This is a genomic window from Anabaena sp. UHCC 0451 (assembly GCF_034931405.1).
GTDB lineage: Bacteria > Cyanobacteriota > Cyanobacteriia > Cyanobacteriales > Nostocaceae > RDYJ01.
Window position 1 is genome coordinate 1 of record NZ_JAYGHA010000011.1, and the last position, 17,912, is coordinate 17,912.

Here is a 17,912-nt window from a genome sequence, read left to right on the forward strand (position 1 = left end):
TAAAGGCATCATATCTAACTAACCTAGTTTAATGAATGTATCCATCTTTTTGCAAGTTCCCTACGGCGGGAAATCAGCCTACAGGACTGGTCTCACCACCTGCGTGGACTAATGAAAAATCAAGGGTTTGAAACCCACGGAGGTGGGTTTTGTCTGTATAGCCGCGACTTCTAGTCGCCAGGCTATACTCTAATTAATAGAAAAAAACGAGCATATACACTTTACTACTAGTAGTGATGCAATAGGTGACGTAGCAATTTTAGCAAGAATAAAAAAATTAACTATTTTCAGATGAACTAAAAATCAAATTCTTCGTCACTGGAGGTAAGAAGATATATTGGAGCTATCTAAAGTTATGTCATCAAAATCACGTCAGTTTTTACTTTCAAGTAGTCTGATCATGTCCTTATTTATTGGTAACTCCGTAGCCTTTGCTCAAAGCGATAGTGTTGTTGTTCCCACAGTACCATCAGGCTCAACTACAACAGTACCATCAGGTTCACCCACCAATATACCACCAACCTCTACTACTCCTATAGACAGCAGCACCAGATTTAGCTGTCAATATTACAACGGTCAATATACAGTCATGTATCAACCCCAAAGCCGACAAGGTCAATTTTTTGCTTGGGCTGCACCGCAAGCTTTAGGTGGTGGTTGGACCGCTCAAAATCGTTGTGAGGCGATCGCTAATCGGTTAGAATTATACCGCCCAGACGGCTTACAAGAATTGCAAATAGCCAGAGAAAACAACGAAAATATTATCTGCGTAACCACAGAAGCTAATCCTGGTTGTCGCATTCTGCTGACAGTACCACGGAATAAAGACCCCCAAACTATCCGTAGTAGTATCTTCAGCAACCTAGCCAGCGCCGACAACGGACAGCAAACCACGGCTGTTAACACCTATGCCAATCGTGGTCAGGGAGGAGTAAATGAATTATACAATTTAGGTCGTACACTTCTTGGTGGTGCTAATAATCGCCCTACTTCCTCCAGAAATGGTATTAATTTAAAACCCTTCTTAGCACCCGAAGATGGTGGTACAGCTACTAACCTAAGAAATGGTGTATCAATTGGTCGTCAGTCCCCACCCCAAAACCGTACTATTTTGAATCCTCGACTATTCAGATAATCAAATACTAAGAATTCAGAACTCAAAAATCAGAATATTTGCTGATATTCAGGAGTATAGATGAGCAAATTTTTCAAGAATTATCAATATCGATTCAAAAAGCCTGAATTTATCATGCAAGCGTAGTCTTACCGTAGGCTATTCTGTATTCTGAATCCTTACATAAACTGTATTATTGACTAGGTTTTTGGCGGTAAAGCAATTATGAACAAATTTAGCTTCGGCTTCTTTGTAAGTATTTACAAGGAGGCTATTTCTGTGCTTAATTTTTGGCATCAAGATTATAAATTTTTAATAAAAGTTGCATTTAATTTCTCAAAAATTCAGTATTTTTAGCTTACACTGATTGGTGACAAGTAAAAAAAATGCAAGATTTGCCAAGAGGCTAAAGTTACATTATCTTAGTCCTAGTGATCATGATCTGGACAGATAAAGCAGTTTTAAGTTTAAATACATTGTGTAGTAAATTTACAAGGAAACAATAATGACATCATTTAGCACTCCCAGCAACTTTACAGTCGGTACTAATCCCTATTCTGTAGCTGTAGGAGACTTTAACGGAGACAGCATTCCAGATTTAGTAGTAGCAAACGCTGGTGATCTAAACCCTGCAAGTAAAACTGTCACAGTCCTAATAGGTGATGGAGTCGGTGGTTTTACTGCTTCTACCGTGCCTGTGGGATCAACTTTTAATCCAATTAACGTATTTGTAGGAGACTTCGACGGGGACGGCGACGATGACATAGCAACAGCAAATTTTGATCTGCCTGAACTCATTTTAAATCCTGCCAACACATCTCCCGCCAGCGATATCTCAATTCTTCTGAACAATGGTAGTGGTTCTTTTAGCGCAGCCGCAGGTTCTCCCTTTGCTGTTCCTGATGGACTGAGTGCGATCGCATTAGGAGACTTCAACAATGATGGCATTCTAGACGTAGCCGCAGGCGCACTTGACAATGATGATGTCTCAGTCTATTTGGGTGATCAATTCGGACCACTGGGTACTTTCGACCCCACTCCTTTCACATATACAATTGGTCGGACTACCCGTAGCCTTGATCTCGGTGACTTGAACGGTGATGGTTTTAGAGACTTGGCACTAGTCAGAAGTGGTGACCCCAACGTTTACATCCGCTTCGGGACTGGTACAGATTTATTGTCTGGTGCGCCAATTTTCGATCCTACTGAAACTTCTTTTGCTGTGGGAGCGCAACCCCGCTCAGTTAAAATAGTCGACATCAACGGTGACGGCGATTTAGACCTAGTGGTAGCAAACAGTGCGGATGATAACATTTCCGTGCTATTAGGAAATGGCGATGGTACATTTGGTGCTGCTACTAACTATGATGTGGGCAATGGTTCTCGTGCTGTAGCTGTAGCCGACTTAGATGGCAATAGTTCCCCTGACATTGTAGTGGCCAACGAACTTGACGACACTGTTTCTGTGCTGTGGAATCCCATTGTCGGCAATGGACAGAATAACCTCCTCAGAGGTGGAGATGGTAATGACACACTCAATGGTAGTGGTGGTAATGACACCATATTTGGTGGTCTTGGCAACGACTTGCTCAAGGGTGGTACAGGCGCTGACTCTCTGGTTGGTGGTGCTGGTGATGACCGTTACGAAGTTGATGATTTGGGTGACACAGTTACCGAAGATGTTGGTGGTGGTATAGATTTGGTTACTTCCTCTGTGAATTTTACTTTGGGAGACAACATAGAAAATCTGATTTTGAATGGAAGTGCTAATATCAATGGCACAGGTAACAGCCTGGATAACGAGATATACGGCAATAGTGGCAATAATACCCTGACAGGTGGTGCTGGTAACGACACGCTTAGAGGTGGTGCTGGTGACGACACCTTATTTGGTGGAGACGGCAACGACACACTAGTTGGTGGTATCGGCACTGATTCTCTGGTTGGTGGTGCTGGGGATGACACTTATATCATTGATAGTTTGATTGATACTATTGTCGAAGCTGCTGGTGGTGGTACTGATACAGTTAGATCCTCGGTAGATTTTACATTAGCAAGCAATTTAGAAAACCTGATTTTGAGTGGAACCGCTCTCAATGGTAGCGGTAACACCCTAAATAACAGGATCGTCGCTAATCCTGCTGGCAATAATATACTGCGTGGTTTTGGTGGTAACGACACCCTAATTGGTGCCGCTGGTAACGACAGCCTTGATGGTGGTGCTGGTAACGACACCCTATTTGGTGGTGCTAGTGACGACACTCTATTTGGTGCTAGTGGTAATGACTTGCTAGTTGGTGGTTTAGGTAATGACCTGCTAATTGGTGGTCTCGGTAACGATGTTTTCCGATTTAATAATCCGAATGAAGGAATTGATACAATTCAAAACTTTTCAAGTATTGATGACACGATTGAAGTATCAGACACTGGTTTTGGTGGTAGTTTAGTTGCTGGTGTTTTAGATGCTTCAGCTTTCGTTTCTGGTGCAGGTATCACTACAGCCAGTAATGCTGCCCATCGATTCATTTACAACACTAGCAATGGTGCTTTGTTCTTTGATGCTGATGGTAATGGTGCTGGAGCTAGTATCCAGCTGGCAACTTTATCAGGAACGCTTGCTATCAATAATACGGACATTGTGATTATTATCTAAAGCTAAAGCACTTACCCGTACTACGCATCTTTTTGTAGGTCTGGTATTTTGTTTAGTTGATCAATAGTGAAGACGTAGATAAAAGCATCAGGGTAAAGGAAAACTGTGTAATTTTCCTTTACCCTTTGCGTTTTAAATTTTTTTAAAATTACAGAACCTATTTTAACCACAGATGTAAAAATTAATAGCTGGTGCTTACAGGCTAAATTACTCAGCTTTTTGACTTAATGGCAGTTTGAGGTTGCAATTTCCAAAAATTATGATAATTTGGTACGATATCTCTAAATACTGACGCTACTGTTACTAGCACTAACAATAGTATACTCGCTTTATACCACGATGTTCAGTAACCAGCTACGCACAAAAAACTAAATGCAAGGGAATAAGGTGCAAAATATTACATGATCTTAACCAGCAGATAAACTTGCTGTAATCTGTTGATACTATTTTTTTAACAACAATCTATAAAGGTGCTAAACCTGCTTACAAGTGATATGAATCCAGTTCTGCAATTTGGCGATGCCTCCGGCGAGCGAAGCGATCGCATACTCACAGCCCCAGAAGTCCTACAATTACTGGCAAAATACCAACTAGTATCGCCATTTCTTAAAGAGGTAGTCATTGACCAAGCGATCGCCCAAATTGAGTGTACGCCACAAGAAGAGCAACTCGCTTGTGAACAGTTAGCCCAACAATATCAAGGGCGACAAGAACAGGGAATAAGTTCCGAGCAGTTAAATAATATTGCTCTGCGCCAACTCAAACTGGAAAAGTTTAAAGAAGCTACCTGGGGACAAGATTTAGACTCTTACTTTTACCAACGCAAACCCCAACTGGATCGAGTTATCTATTCCCTGATAACCACTTCTGATATTGGTATAGCCCAAGAAATATATTTCCGCATCCAAGAAGGGGAAGAGTCTTTTGCTCAATTAGCACGACAATACGCCCAAGGTCCTGAAGCCCAAACAGATGGTTTAGTCGGTCCTGTGGAATTACAATCTCTTCATCCATTATTAACGAAAGTCTTGTCTGTGAGCCAACCACAGCAACTTTCACCACCGACTCAAATAGGAGAGTGGATAGTAATTGTGCGCCTAGAAAAATTACTACCGGCGCAGTTGGATCGTAATTTACGGCAAAGGTTACTCAATGAACGTTTTCAGGGTTGGTTGCAAACACAAGTAGCTGCACAAAATTGGCAAATTAAGCAGTCAGAAGATTAAAATAGCCCTGAACTGCTAAAGGGTTTCTGTCCTAGTTTCTGTACCTGATCAAGTCAATTACTCACCCATAGATAACAGTAAATTAATTAACTTTCATAAACATGACTTATAGTAATAACGCCTTTGCCGAATTTCTCGCCACCGTTGCCGGATTTGAACAACTATCGGTAACAGAACGAAATAATTTACTATCACAACAGCAAGCTTTACGCTACCGCATAGGTCAAAAAATAATTAGTAAAGAAAAACTACCCGACCGCATAGCAATTCTTTACGAAGGGAAAGTAAGATTATTAGGATATGACCCCCAGACTCAATTACCAGTTACCTTAAAAATACTAGAACCGGGAGCAATAATTGGCGAAATTAGTTTGTTGCGGCAGATAGCTTGTGAAACAGCGATCGCATCTACTGAAGTCATCTGTTTAACCTTCAGTACAGCAGATTATTTAAGCCTGATTTTTCAAAATCCAGGCTTTGCTAATGAGCGTCAAAACCGTAGTCACATCATAGAAGTATTTGATGTTCTCAGTCCATTATTAGCTCAACAAGCTAATGCTAATTTAAATATCAAAGAAATTAGCCAAGAAGTTTTATCAGGAGCGAAAATCCATTACCTACCACCAGGAAGATCCTCCTTAACACAACTGGAAAGTGATAAAATCTGGCTCGTTAGTGGTGGTGGTACAGTAGCTAATTTTCCCCCTGGTTCTCAGTTAGAATCTACTAATAATCGAGATATTTTAGAAGTAACAGGCAGCAGTCCTGCACGTTTGTTAGGTATCAATCCCGCCAACATATCGTTTCTGAATCAAGAGCAACTAGAAGCAGCACTGACAGATGATCATCAACAACAAATCACAGATCAGTTAGAGATTCCCTACGCCAAAACTGAAGAAGTTGTCCCCTCAGCCACACCGACACCAGAAATCAAGCAAAAGCATCAGAAATACCCATTTTTTCGCGGACAAGGCGAAATAAATTCCACCTTAGCTTGTTTTCAAATGCTGTCCAAGCATTTAGAAATCCCCTTGAGAAAAGAAGTAGTACGTCGGATTTTAAATGACAACATTAAACGCCAAGGTGGGATATCTTTTCAGCTTTGCGCTTATTTAGGAGAATTAATTGGACTCAAATCCCAGTTAGTAGATGTTCCTGCTGCGGCAATTACACGCATTCCCACACCTGCACTAATTCAATATCGAGATAGCTATGCTGTCATCTATGCAGTAGAAGAAAACACAGTAGTTTTAGCTGTGCCATCAAAAGGCATTATTAATTGTAAACCAGCCAAACTACTGGAAGAGATAGAAACTGAAGAAACAAATTTGCAACCGCAACTGAGGGTATTATTATTCAGTGCGACTCAAGAAACACCACAACAACGCTTTGGTTTAAGCTGGTTTCTCCCATATCTGTCACGTTACCGTCGAGTCTTAATAGAAGTATTTATAGCTTCCTTTTTCGTCCAACTGGCAGCCTTAGCTAATCCCCTTGTTATTCAGTTAATCATTGATAAAGTCATCGTTCAAAATAGTATTAGTACCCTGAATATTTTAGGAGTTTTACTATTAGCAGTTGGTGTATTTGAAGCAATTCTCACTACATTGCGAACATACTTATTTGTAGATACTACTAACCGCATTGATATGAGTTTAGGGTCACAAATTATTGACCACTTACTCAGATTACCATTACGCTATTTTGAACGCCGACCGGTAGGTGAACTGGCAACTCGTGTCAATGAATTAGAAAATATTCGTCAGTTTCTCACAGGTACGGCTTTAACAGTGGGATTAGATGCAGTATTCTCGGTGGTTTATATCATTGTGATGCTGTTTTATAGTTGGCAACTGACTTTAGTGGGATTAGGAACAATTCCGTTATTTGTGGTGATTACATTAATTGCTGCCCCCACCGTGAGCCGACAGTTGCGAGCCAAAGCTGAACGCAATGCGGAAACTCAATCTTATTTAGTTGAGGTGATGTCAGGTATTCAAACAGTGAAGGCGCAAAATATTGAATTGCGATCGCGTTTTTCCTGGCAAGAACGTTACGCTAAATTTGTGTCCGCAGGTTTTAAAACAGTCATTACTTCCACCTTAGCTAATTCAACTAGTCAGTTTCTCAATAAACTCAGTGGCTTATTAGTTCTGTGGGTGGGAGCTTATTTAGTATTAAAAGGAGAGTTAACTTTAGGGGAATTAATCGCCTTTAGAATTATCTCCAGTTACGTTACAAGTCCCATCTTACGTTTAGCTCAAATCTGGCAAAACTTCCAAGAAACTGGATTATCTTTAGAACGATTAAGTGATATTGTCGATACACCCCAAGAAGCAGAAGCAGACAGAGATAACATTCCCTTACCCGGCATTTCTGGGGCTGTTAAATATGAAAATGTTTCCTTCCGATTTGCACCTAGTGGACCACTGCAACTCAACAATGTCAGTCTTGATTTTCCCGCTGGTACATTTGTCGGGATTGTGGGACAAAGCGGTTCAGGTAAAAGCACAATGATGAAATTACTGCTGAGACTTTATAACGTCGAGTCTGGCAGAATTTTAATTGATGGTTACGATGTCAGCAAAGTAGAACTTTATTCTGTGCGTAGACAAATTGGTGTCGTTCCTCAAGATCCACTTTTGTTTGATGGCACAGTTCAAGAAAACATTGCCCTAACAAATCCTGATGCCACAACTGAAGAGATTATTGAAGCTGCCAGGATTGCTGTTGCTCATGAATTTATCATGAACTTGCCTAATGGTTATAACACTAGAGTAGGTGAAAGAGGGTCAAACCTTTCTGGGGGACAAAGACAGAGAATTGCGATCGCTCGTTCCATTTTGCAAAAACCCAAATTATTAGTCCTGGACGAAGCCACCAGCGCCTTAGATTATCCCACCGAAAGACAAATATGCCTCAATTTAGCTAGGGCATTTCAAGGAACAACCGTCTTCTTTATTACTCACCGTCTCAATACCGTGAGTAATGCTAATACAATTGTTGTCATGGATGGTGGTCGAGTGATAGAACAAGGTAGCCATCAAGAATTAATGACTGCTAAAGGTCATTATTTCTACCTCTATCAACAGCAAGAAGTCAATTTGTAATTAGTTATTTTTCAGTTATCAGTTGATGAAACTAATTAACAATTGATAACTGAATAATAAATCTGTATTAGCACTTAATAAATTTTCAATATCCAATCTGAAACCTCAAACCTAAAATTGTTATGACTCAACTTAATGGTAATCAAATTAACGGCAACGGCAACGGTAAAAAACAAAATCTAGGGTTGCTTGCACCTCCCAAAAAAGCGAAAACAGAGTCTTCGACTATTGCCTATCAAGATAACTTTGAACAATCTATAGTCTTACGTCAATCACCTGTTTGGTCTCGTACCATTATGGTTACTCTGATGCTTGTAGCCTGTTTTGGGATTGGTTGGGCTTATTTGGCCAAAATTGAACAAGTAGTTCCCGCAACAGGGCAATTAAAGCCAGAAGGAACAGTTAAAGAAGTACAAGCTCCCATTAGTGGCGTTGTCAAATCTGTTTATGTGAAAAATGGACAAGAAGTAAAAGCGGGAGACTTGCTTTTAACATTTGAATCAGTTGCTACCCTCGCTGAATTAAGTTCCTTAAATAAGATTCGTGTTGCGTTAACCAAAGAAAATGATATTTATCGTCGTCTCATGGGAGCAAGCACAGGTATTGCTTCAGAATTAGATTTTTTACGTAGTAACTTGCCAGCAGAATCAGCTTTTCTGCTCAAAAGTCGAGCATCCTTAGTATCAGAAAATGAATTACTGCGTTCTCAATTAAGAAACACAACACCAGATGTTGGTAACGGAATTGATGAACAACAACTTCTCATCGCTGCTAAAACAGAGTTAGATTCCCGGTCTGCGGCGGCTAAATTAGAAGTTGAAAAAATCAGAAAACAACTCTCGCAGACAATAGTAAAAAGAAAAGATAATCAAGCTAGTTTATTAATTCAAGCAGGTATTTTAGATAAACTCAAAATTCTAGCAGTCGAAGGAGGAATTTCCCAACTGCAATATTTGAATCAACAACAGCAAGTACAAACTCTCAAAGCAGAAATAGAGCAATTATTTGAAGAAGAAAAACGCCTTGAGTTTGATATTCAAAAAGGACAGCAGCAAGTCACAAATACAGTAGCAGTTACTGATAAAAATGTTCTAGATCAGATAGCTAACAATAAAAAGCGAATTGCAGAAATTGATAGCCAATTCATGAGGATTATTCTGGATAATGAGCAGAGATTAGCAGATATTAATAGTAAGATTTCCCAGACACAATTAAATGTCAGATATCAAGAACTCCGCGCTCCTGTAGGGGGGATAATATTTGATATGCAAGCTAAAAATTCTGGTTTTGTTGCTAATGCTACACAAACATTATTACAAATTGTCCCCAATGATAAATATATTGCTGATGTATTTATTACCAATAAAGATATTGGATTTGTCAGGGAAGGGATGAAAGTCGATGTGAGAATTGATTCCTTTCCTTTTAGTCAGTTTGGAGATATTAAAGGTCAGGTAATTGATATTGGTTCAGATGCTTTACCACCAGATCAAATTCATCAATTTTATAGATTTCCAGCCAGAGTTAGTTTGGATAAACAAAGCATAGTAGCTCAAGGTAGAAGCATTCCCTTACAGTCTGGTATGTCGATTACTGCTAATATTAAAGTCCGTGAAGAAAGAAGTGTATTGAGTTTATTTACAGAGATGTTTACCAAGCAAGTTGATAGCTTGAAAGAGGTACGTTAATACAGCATAATTTAGGAGGGTTTTAGCAATGCTAAAACCCTACCTCATTTTACAAAGGTTTTTGCTTTGGTACACCTACTGCACGAGGAAAATTAACAGGTGTATTTCCTACCTTTCGCAAATATAAACAATGACGAATACTGTTAGTTAAAGGAGTTGTAAATTCTTCAATTAATTCAACTTTTCCACCTAACTGCTTCACCGCATTTTCTAAACTTTGGTTTTCTTCCTCTGTCCAATTTCCTCGATAAATTACAGCTAAACCACCCTTTTTTACCAAAGGTAGACTATATTCAGCACAAGCAGAAGCTGTACCTACAGCCCGAATTAAAGCTAAATCATAACTGTGACGATGTTGATTTTCCTGACCAATTTCTTCTACTCTCCCCACAATAGTTTTAGCATTGGTTAGAGAAAGATTATTTAATAATGTCTCAATAAAATTTATTTTTTTGAGAGTAGAATCTAACAAAGTTACTTGACAATTGGGAAAAATCAGAGAAATTGGTACACCAGGAAAACCTGCACCTGTACCAATATCAATTATAGATGCACCTTGATGAAGAGAATCAATAAAATGCTGTTTTGGTGCAACTCCTCGTAAAGAATCCCACAGATGTTTTTCCCAAAATTCTTCAGGTTCAGTAATGCGAGTTAAATTAAAATTACGGTTTCCTTCAATAATTAATTGATAAAGTTTTTCAAACTGATTTTGTTGCTGATTTGTAGGTTGCCAATTTAATGTTTTTTGCCAAATTTCTAGCATTTCTGGTAAACTAGATACAGATTCTAAATTCATGTTTATTTAATCAATTGTTTGTGTGCGGAATCTGGGTTATAAGAAAATTTTTGATTTTTCACTTCACTGCTGCTGTAATTTTATTTTCTAATGTTTTCGGATCAACCGATTCTAAAACACCATGATTTAAAGTCCAACAACGGTCTGCTATTGGCAACATATCCCCAGCGTCATGCGTAACAACTAATAAAGTCCAATCTTTTTTTAATTTTGCTAATAAATTTACTAATTGTTGACGCATTGACCAATCTAAACCTGCTGTAGGTTCATCTAAAAGTAATAAATTTGGTTGTCTAATTAATTGAACCGCCAAAGCTAAACGTCTTTGTTGTCCACCGCTTAAAGCATGAGGTGATGCAGAAAGTGATAAATGATCTAATCCCACTTCGCTTAATGCTTGGTGAACTCGCTCAGTTCCTAATTCGGGATGACCTAAACGCAATTCTTCTAAAATTGTACCACCGCAAAAGTGCCTTTCGGGAAACTGAAAGACTATCCCCGCCAGTTGTTGTAGTTGTTCGGCTATTAGTTGCTGTTCTCTCCAAAAAGCTGCACCAGAGGTAGGTTCAGCCAGTCCTGATAAAATTTCTAATAAGGTGCTTTTACCTGAACCGCTAGGACCGATAATCAAACCTAGTTGCTGGGGTGGTAATTCCAGGTTAATAGATTTGAGAATTGCTGAAGGACAAGCGGTGGGATGATAAGTTAGATTTCTAAGATAGAGCATTTGTTAAAATTAGCAAAAAGTCAGTGAATAACTTAGGACTTACGCAAGTGTCATTTTTGCATTTTAAGTAAAACTGATGACAAATTCAACCGTAATTATTCAGGTGATTCCTATGTCTAAACAGTTTTTAATTCCTCAATTAACAATGTTTTTTCAATTTCCTATAGTTGCTAAAGTAACTTTTGCTACTACTATAGCGTTAAATTTATGGATAAACCCCTCATTAGCTGGTGATCCCTTTCGGAATAGCGCACCCCATAAAATTGGCGATCGCACTGAAGCAGCTTTTCAAGCCATTTTCCAACAGGGAAATTATCCAGCAGCAGCAGATTATCTTAAAAAAGCCATTTCCGATGAACCAGATGAACCTTTAGCTTATGCGCTGAAGGCATCTTTAGCTTATGGTAATCAAGATTTAGTCAGCTTAAATAAGTACGGCAAACAGACTTTAGCAGCTGGACAAAAGCTGATGGCTAGTGATCCATTACGGGGAAATTTATACACTGGTGTAGGTAACTTTTTAGAGGGTGCAGTCATTCTTCTCCGAGAAGGAAATGTCAATGGTGCGTCAAAAGCGTTGAGTCGGTTGACAAAAGTTTATGAATATTTAAACAAAGCAGAAGCGATCAATGCTAATGATCCAGAGTTAAACTTAATTCGGGGCTATATGAATTTAATGTTAGCCGTTAATTTACCTTTTGTTAGTCCAGATCAAGCGATTGAAGAACTAGAACAAAATGCAGCACCGAGATATTTAGTAGAGAGGGGTATTGCTTTAGCATATCGGGATTTAAAGAAATATTCCCAAGCTTTAGATTATGTTAATCGGGCTTTAAAAACAACTGCTGACAACCCAGAAATTTATTATCTCAAAGCCCAAATTCTCCATGAAAAGGGTAAAAAAGAAAAAAGCCAGGATTTAATTAAGGATGCGATCGCTAATTTTGATAAAGCTTTAACCAAAAAATCCCAACTTCCTGCTAGTTTAGTTAAACAAATTGAATACGAACGCAACCAGGCTACAAAACGTCTCAATAATATATGATAATTAGTCATTAAGAAAAAAGGGAACAGGGAACAGGGAACAGGGAACAGGGAACAGGGAACAGGGAGAAGGAAATTCGTAATTATTGATTTTCTCCCCAATCCCCAATCCCCAATCCCCAATCCCCAATCCCCAATCCCCAATCCCCAATCCCCAAAAATGCACATTCAATTCCGCGAAGTTAATCCTTTTGATGTCTGGATTTGGTTGAAGTTCAGCAACAATCCTTCTGAACGTGAAAAACAATATATAGAAGAAGTTTTTAATTCCTGGTTTTATATAGGTAAATTAGGTGGATTTAACGCCGAAAATTTGCAAGTGCAAGACACTGGTTTAGAAATCAGCTACATGGATTATGATCCAAAAGGTTATGATAAAAGCCTGTTGGCTTTGATGCACAACATGGGAGAATTTGAATATGAAGGAGAATGGGGCAGGTGTTGGTTTGATTTAGGAACTAGTGATGCCATTTCCTTAGATATTCTCATCAACGCCCTCACTCAATTAAGTGAAGAATACGTCACCATTGAAGCCTTATATATCGGTGGTGAAAACGAAAATTGGCCAGTTGAAGATAGTGAAACTCGCGCCTATTCAATTTACGATAATTAATAGTAACTAATAGCAACAATGAATAAACCATGTCAAATTCGCGTCATAGTCTTAGCATTAATAAGAGATGGTGACAGAATATTTGTTTCTGAAGGATATGATCCCACCAAACAATCAACATTTTACCGCGCTTTAGGTGGTGGTGTAGAATTTGGTGAAACCAGTCTTATAGCCTTAGAGAGAGAATTTCAAGAAGAAATTCAAGCCGATTTAACCAACATTCTCTACTTGAATTGTATCGAAAATCTATTTAATTTCGACGGTAAACAAGGACACGAAATTATTCAACTTTATCAATGCGATTTTGCTGATCCCAAATTTTACCAAATCGAAAGTTTAACATTTTCGGAAACACCAGAAAAAAAACATCGCGCTTTATGGATAGATATTGCCAAATTTAAATCAGGAGAATTAAGATTAGTCCCAGAAGTCTTTTTTGATTATTTGTAAACTCAATTCCCCGAATTATCCAATAAATTGGGGATCTATCTCCTCAAACCACCATAATTGCTATAATTAACAAATAGCATTAATAAAGAGAGTGAATTATGTCTATTCAATTAGTAACCAGACGTTTCACAGTTGAACAATATCATCAAATGAATGAAGCTGGTATCATTTTAGAAGATGATAGAGTGGAATTAATCAACGGAGAAATTATTGAAATGTCACCCATTGGAAGAAAACATAGTGCTTGTGTAAATCGGTTAAACTCTCTTTTTTCAGATTTACTAGGTAAAAGAGTAATTGTTGCTGTACAAAATCCAATAATTTTAGATAATCTTTCAGAACCCCAACCAGACATATCACTACTTAAACCCCGTGCAGACTTTTATGAATCTGGACATCCTCAAGCACAGGATACATTTTTATTAATAGAAGTTGCAGATAGTAGTTTTGAATATGATCGAGATATCAAAATTCCTCTTTATGCAGCTAATGGTATTGTAGAAGTCTGGTTAGTTGATATCATCGAACAAAAAATCATCGTTTATCGTCAACCTACAGAAAATGGTTATAGTGAAATCAAAACCTTTCAACGTGGTGAAATTCTAGATATCCTCGTATTTCCTGAAATTAAAATTAAAGTTGATAGTATTTTAGGATAGAGATTTTTAACCTCAGATTTTATGATTTAAAATATTCTGACTCCTGACTCCTGACTCCTGACTCCTCTACGGGCGAAGCATTCGGGCGACCAATTATCAATTTTTGTCCAAGGCTATTTTCCGAATGCTTCGCCCCTACTACTCCTGACTCCTTTTTTAATCGTATCTATCTTTTTTCAACTTAATCACTTGCATCACATTATCATGATGTTGACCACCGATAATATCTTTGAGATGAATTTTTCCATCAATATATTGTAAATGAATACGCCAACCTGATATTTTATCAATATCCGCACGATAAATAGCTTGTTTAATACCCGTCACCTTATGTAATCTTGTTTTTGGAAACGTTCTTGTTCTGTGACATTCATTATCTTCCAACTCAGCTAAAGCTTCCAGAAAATCAATTTTTAAATCCTCTGGCAAAATATTCATCGCTTCATGAATCACACCATATTCATCTAGAAGAGGTTTAATTTGTGCCATTAACAACAAGGAATTTCTATATCTTGATTTTCTTCCACTGTGAAATCTTGATAAATCATTTCCGCAACAGCATTATAGGCTTTTTGGGCATTTTCATGATTAACTATTCTAAATAAAGTAATTAATATACATCCAAAAATAGGATCATCATCAATAGTTAAAATTATTCTTTGCTGCTCATTAATTTTTAAACAATATATAGTAGAATCATAGTCATGATTTAGTTTGATGTTTCTGAGTTGTTCACTGTGTTCATAAAAAGAATTATTTTCAGATGAGATAAGTTCAAAATTACGATTCATTTCTTTAATAATTCTAAATTTTTCCGTATCTGTAAACTGTTCTAAATCCTTCTCAAAATCCTTTGTCGATTCAATGAGTATATCCATCAATTTAACTCCTGAGTCGAAAGTCCAAGATTACTTTAAATTTACCCTACTTATAGAAAATTGAATATAGCATTTATGATCATCAGAAATCCGCTTTTCAGAACCTGTATCTATAACTGCATATTTTCAAGACCATAGCTTTCTGGAACATCAGACTTATGCAAATTAGTCAACTAAAAAATCAACTCATCAAACCTGTATTCATACTCATATCAGGACTTGCGATTACCCAAAGCATTGGCTGTACAACATTCAATTCAAATGATAGCGAAAATACAGCAGATGCCCAAACGTTAACTAAACCAGCATTTCAAGAAATAGTTCAAGATGGAGAAATTCGTCCTTTACCTGGTAGCCTAGACAAAATACCCGTTTTTAACAGCAACAGTCCAGAATGGGTAAAAACTGAAGGGGTTTTACTTTCTACTTTTACACCTAATCATAAAAAAGTTCCCGCCGCACATTTGAATTTTCCCTTTCAAGGAAGATTTGATTTATTTGCTCACCACTATACCCACACTCCCAAAGATTTGCAAACCCTTTATTTGGGTGTAATTTTACAGAACCCTGGTAAAAAAGCTATCACTGTGGATATTTTACAAGGTGCAAGTTATTTAATGGTCGATGCGCCTTTTGTAACCTTAGCGCCCTATGTTGAAAATAACGATGGTAAAGCTTTTGCAGGTCCAGGAAATAGGGCGGTAGCTGATGTACTGAGGGGAGTACGTCAAAAAGATTTTCCAGCTAAATTGGTCATTCCGGCTGGGGGAAGTCGGATGTTATTAAACCATCCTATCCCCGTGCGGAATTTAGAAAAACCTGTAAATGGTCGATCTAGCTTTTTCCGTTTGCGTAGTAGTGGTAAAGTTTATACCGCTAGTTTAGCTATGTTTGCTAAGAAAAATACTGATGGTACTGACCGTGCGCCAACTTTAGCCGAATGGCAAAATTTATTAAAAAATGGTAATTTTGCAGGACCAAGGGATAAAACTCCTACACCACCTGATGTTAAAGGCGGTCAATTGATTTACGGACGTGTCGCTGGTGTATCGGAGGGTGCGACTTGGAAAGCAAATCTAGCGGATAACCCAAAAACCCAAACTTTGACTATTCCCCAACCTGGTAAAGCAATTTCCTATGCGATCGCAACTTTACGGAGTGGTAGGTTAGGAACTGAACAAAGCCAAACTGCAAAAATGTTGGTACGCTATCCCGACACAGCTTATGAAGCACATGGAAATTATGGAGTTGAATATAATTTGAGTCTGCCTTTAAGTAATAATACAAATAAAAATCAAACTGTAAGTGTTACTTTAGAAACTCCATTGAAAGAAGATAAATTATCTCAAAAAGGTGTGCGTTTTAGAAAACCGTCTTTAGATTTTCCCTTTTTCCGGGGTACAGTGCGGCTAAAATATACAGATGATGATGGTAAGCAACAAACGCGCTATGTACATTTATGGCATCGTACAGGCCAGGTTTTAGATCCTTTGGTGAAAGTGGTGTTAAAACCTGGGACTAAACGCATGATGCAGTTAGATGTAATTTATCCACCTGATTCTACACCCCCGCAAGTGGTGACGGTGAGAACTTTGGAGAATTAAATTATTGACTATCAGGTTAACAAGATACCCGACTTCTTGAAGAAGTTGGGATCTAAGCATGAATAACAAAAATTACTTGCTACCGTAGAAAAAGGCAATTTCTTTTGCTTTCAAAGGTGCAAAACCAGCATCAACCAGCTTTTGGTCTAGTTCGGCTTGGGGAATATGCTTGGCACCAATGCGAACGATGCGAGAACGCATAGTATTAGATACTCCACTGCGTTGTCTACCTGCTTCTAAACCCATAACCTGATTATATAAATCTAATTTAACAGTGGGAATAGGAGAACCGTCAAAATCAATTCCTTGTGCGATCGCTACATCAATAGCATCAGCACCTGTGGTAGTTTGATTGCCTACATTAATTTCGGTAGTCATGGCGATATATTCTCAAAGTATAAGTATATATTACCAGGTCATTGGGCATTGGGTTATTAACTTCCCCTTACTCCCCTACCTCTTCGCTGTCACCTGTCACCTGTCACCTATCCCCAATCCCCAATCCCCAATCCCCAGTCCCCCACACTTGCCACTTTGGGAAATTTTAGTTTAATCTCAAACCAGCGGTATAGCCATTTTAGGTGATGCTATGTCTGATGCCCAAACTCCTCGCAACAAAGACCGCAGCCTCGAACAAGCTCTAACTAACAAAATTATCGATGATTACTTCGAGAATTCTGAAAGCTGGCTGAGAGCAATTTTGCGGATGTGCTTTTTCTCCCTCGCTCAAATCAATGGAGAATCAGTTTTTATTGTTGAATGTCCGAATCAAGCTGTAGCAAAGCGCCTGAGTCGTAAAACTTATCCGTTTCGAGGAATGGTATATTTTTTAACTGATAACTTTGAAGATCGCGATCGCACTTTATTTTGCTACAAAGACGAACGAAAGGGAAATTGGCGGTGTTTTGATACCAGCACAAATACTTGGCAATCTTTCAGCAAATTACAATCCTCTACCACCCAAAGGGAATAGAAACTGGGGACTGGGGAGAATCAAGTCAAAAGTCAAAAGTCAAAAATTCTGTTTCCTCTTCCCTGTACCCTTCTTTCCTAATTACCAATTACCTAACTAATAAATTTTGCGTGTTATTGAACCGCTAACAAACGCCCCTAATATTGTACCTGTCCAAATTCCGGCAATGCTACCTTGCCAAATTGCCCCTGGTGTCACCCAAGCATTACACATCATTTTCAGACCCCAAGTTTGATTTTGGCATTTTTGATTATGAAGCATTGAAATAATTTGTCCACCAGTCAAACCACCAAAAAAGCCGGATGATAGTGCCACAACAGTACAAATTAGGATGCGTTTCTTAGTCATGGTGATTGGTGATTGGTGATTGGGAA

Annotated in this window: 17 protein-coding genes; 11 read left to right on the top strand and 6 right to left on the bottom strand. The window is 38.4% G+C overall.

The features are described from left to right. Positions 1-355 precede the first annotated feature (355 nt). From VB694_RS09385 to VB694_RS09405, 5 genes are all read left to right on the top strand, one after another. The gene (locus VB694_RS09385) at positions 356-1,135 is read left to right on the top strand and encodes a COP23 domain-containing protein (protein WP_323360050.1); all 780 of its coding nucleotides are present in this window, start codon (positions 356-358) and stop codon (positions 1,133-1,135) included. Between the two features lie 484 nt (positions 1,136-1,619). Next, positions 1,620-3,767, top strand: a complete 2,148-nt coding sequence (locus tag VB694_RS09390; protein WP_323360051.1) for an FG-GAP-like repeat-containing protein — start codon at positions 1,620-1,622, stop codon at positions 3,765-3,767. Between the two features lie 494 nt (positions 3,768-4,261). Continuing rightward, positions 4,262-4,993: a peptidylprolyl isomerase gene (locus VB694_RS09395; protein WP_323360052.1), complete on the top strand. Its 732-nt coding sequence runs from the start codon at positions 4,262-4,264 to the stop codon at positions 4,991-4,993. A 101-nt stretch (positions 4,994-5,094) separates the two neighbouring features. Next, entirely contained in the window at positions 5,095-8,103 is a 3,009-nt protein-coding gene (locus VB694_RS09400) for a peptidase domain-containing ABC transporter (RefSeq protein WP_323360053.1), read from the top strand. 122 nt (positions 8,104-8,225) lie between these two features. Beyond that, positions 8,226-9,791, top strand: a complete 1,566-nt coding sequence (locus tag VB694_RS09405) for an HlyD family efflux transporter periplasmic adaptor subunit (RefSeq protein ID WP_323360054.1) — start codon at positions 8,226-8,228, stop codon at positions 9,789-9,791. Between the two features lie 49 nt (positions 9,792-9,840). On the opposite strand, the gene rsmG is transcribed toward VB694_RS09405, so the two are convergent. After that, positions 9,841-10,590 (bottom strand): 16S rRNA (guanine(527)-N(7))-methyltransferase RsmG, encoded by a 750-nt coding sequence (rsmG, locus tag VB694_RS09410; RefSeq protein ID WP_323360055.1) that lies wholly within the window; start codon positions 10,588-10,590, stop codon positions 9,841-9,843. 58 nt (positions 10,591-10,648) lie between these two features. After that, positions 10,649-11,317 (bottom strand): energy-coupling factor ABC transporter ATP-binding protein, encoded by a 669-nt coding sequence (locus VB694_RS09415; RefSeq protein ID WP_323360056.1) that lies wholly within the window; start codon positions 11,315-11,317, stop codon positions 10,649-10,651. 112 nt (positions 11,318-11,429) lie between these two features. Between VB694_RS09415 and VB694_RS09420 the strand changes: the two genes are divergently transcribed. The 4 genes from VB694_RS09420 to VB694_RS09435 all read left to right on the top strand — a co-directional run bounded on the left by VB694_RS09420 (position 11,430) and on the right by VB694_RS09435 (position 14,083). Next, positions 11,430-12,362 (top strand): Sll0314/Alr1548 family TPR repeat-containing protein, encoded by a 933-nt coding sequence (locus VB694_RS09420; RefSeq protein WP_323360157.1) that lies wholly within the window; start codon positions 11,430-11,432, stop codon positions 12,360-12,362. A gap of 159 nt (positions 12,363-12,521) precedes the next feature. Then, positions 12,522-12,974 carry a DUF3531 family protein gene (locus VB694_RS09425; protein ID WP_323360057.1) on the top strand — a complete coding sequence of 151 codons (453 nt, stop codon included), beginning with the start codon at positions 12,522-12,524 and terminating at the stop codon, positions 12,972-12,974. Between the two features lie 18 nt (positions 12,975-12,992). Continuing rightward, positions 12,993-13,424, top strand: coding sequence for an NUDIX hydrolase (locus VB694_RS09430; RefSeq protein ID WP_323360058.1), 432 nt, complete (start codon positions 12,993-12,995; stop codon positions 13,422-13,424). Between the two features lie 98 nt (positions 13,425-13,522). Next, complete coding sequence (locus VB694_RS09435; RefSeq protein ID WP_323360059.1) at positions 13,523-14,083, top strand: Uma2 family endonuclease; 561 nt, start codon at positions 13,523-13,525, stop codon at positions 14,081-14,083. A gap of 156 nt (positions 14,084-14,239) precedes the next feature. Here VB694_RS09435 and VB694_RS09440 read toward each other — a convergent pair whose 3' ends face one another. Together VB694_RS09440 and VB694_RS09445 are read right to left on the bottom strand one after the other, a co-directional pair. Continuing rightward, positions 14,240-14,572: a hypothetical protein gene (locus VB694_RS09440; protein WP_323360060.1), complete on the bottom strand. Its 333-nt coding sequence runs from the start codon at positions 14,570-14,572 to the stop codon at positions 14,240-14,242. Next, positions 14,572-14,961, bottom strand: coding sequence for a hypothetical protein (locus VB694_RS09445; RefSeq protein WP_323360061.1), 390 nt, complete (start codon positions 14,959-14,961; stop codon positions 14,572-14,574). The genes VB694_RS09440 and VB694_RS09445 overlap by 1 nt, the downstream gene beginning before the upstream one ends. Before the next feature lie 158 nt (positions 14,962-15,119). On the opposite strand from VB694_RS09445, the gene VB694_RS09450 reads away from it, so the two are divergent. Continuing rightward, complete coding sequence (locus VB694_RS09450; RefSeq protein ID WP_323360062.1) at positions 15,120-16,565, top strand: DUF3370 domain-containing protein; 1,446 nt, start codon at positions 15,120-15,122, stop codon at positions 16,563-16,565. 72 nt (positions 16,566-16,637) lie between these two features. On the opposite strand, the gene VB694_RS09455 is transcribed toward VB694_RS09450, so the two are convergent. Then, on the bottom strand, positions 16,638-16,943 hold the full coding sequence (locus VB694_RS09455; RefSeq protein ID WP_323360063.1) for a DUF4090 family protein: 306 nt from the start codon (positions 16,941-16,943) through the stop codon (positions 16,638-16,640). A 211-nt stretch (positions 16,944-17,154) separates the two neighbouring features. On the opposite strand from VB694_RS09455, the gene VB694_RS09460 reads away from it, so the two are divergent. Next, positions 17,155-17,538 (top strand): hypothetical protein, encoded by a 384-nt coding sequence (locus tag VB694_RS09460; RefSeq protein WP_323360064.1) that lies wholly within the window; start codon positions 17,155-17,157, stop codon positions 17,536-17,538. A 96-nt stretch (positions 17,539-17,634) separates the two neighbouring features. On the opposite strand, the gene VB694_RS09465 is transcribed toward VB694_RS09460, so the two are convergent. Beyond that, entirely contained in the window at positions 17,635-17,886 is a 252-nt protein-coding gene (locus VB694_RS09465) for a hypothetical protein (protein WP_323360158.1), read from the bottom strand. Between the last annotated feature and the right edge of the window lie 26 nt (positions 17,887-17,912).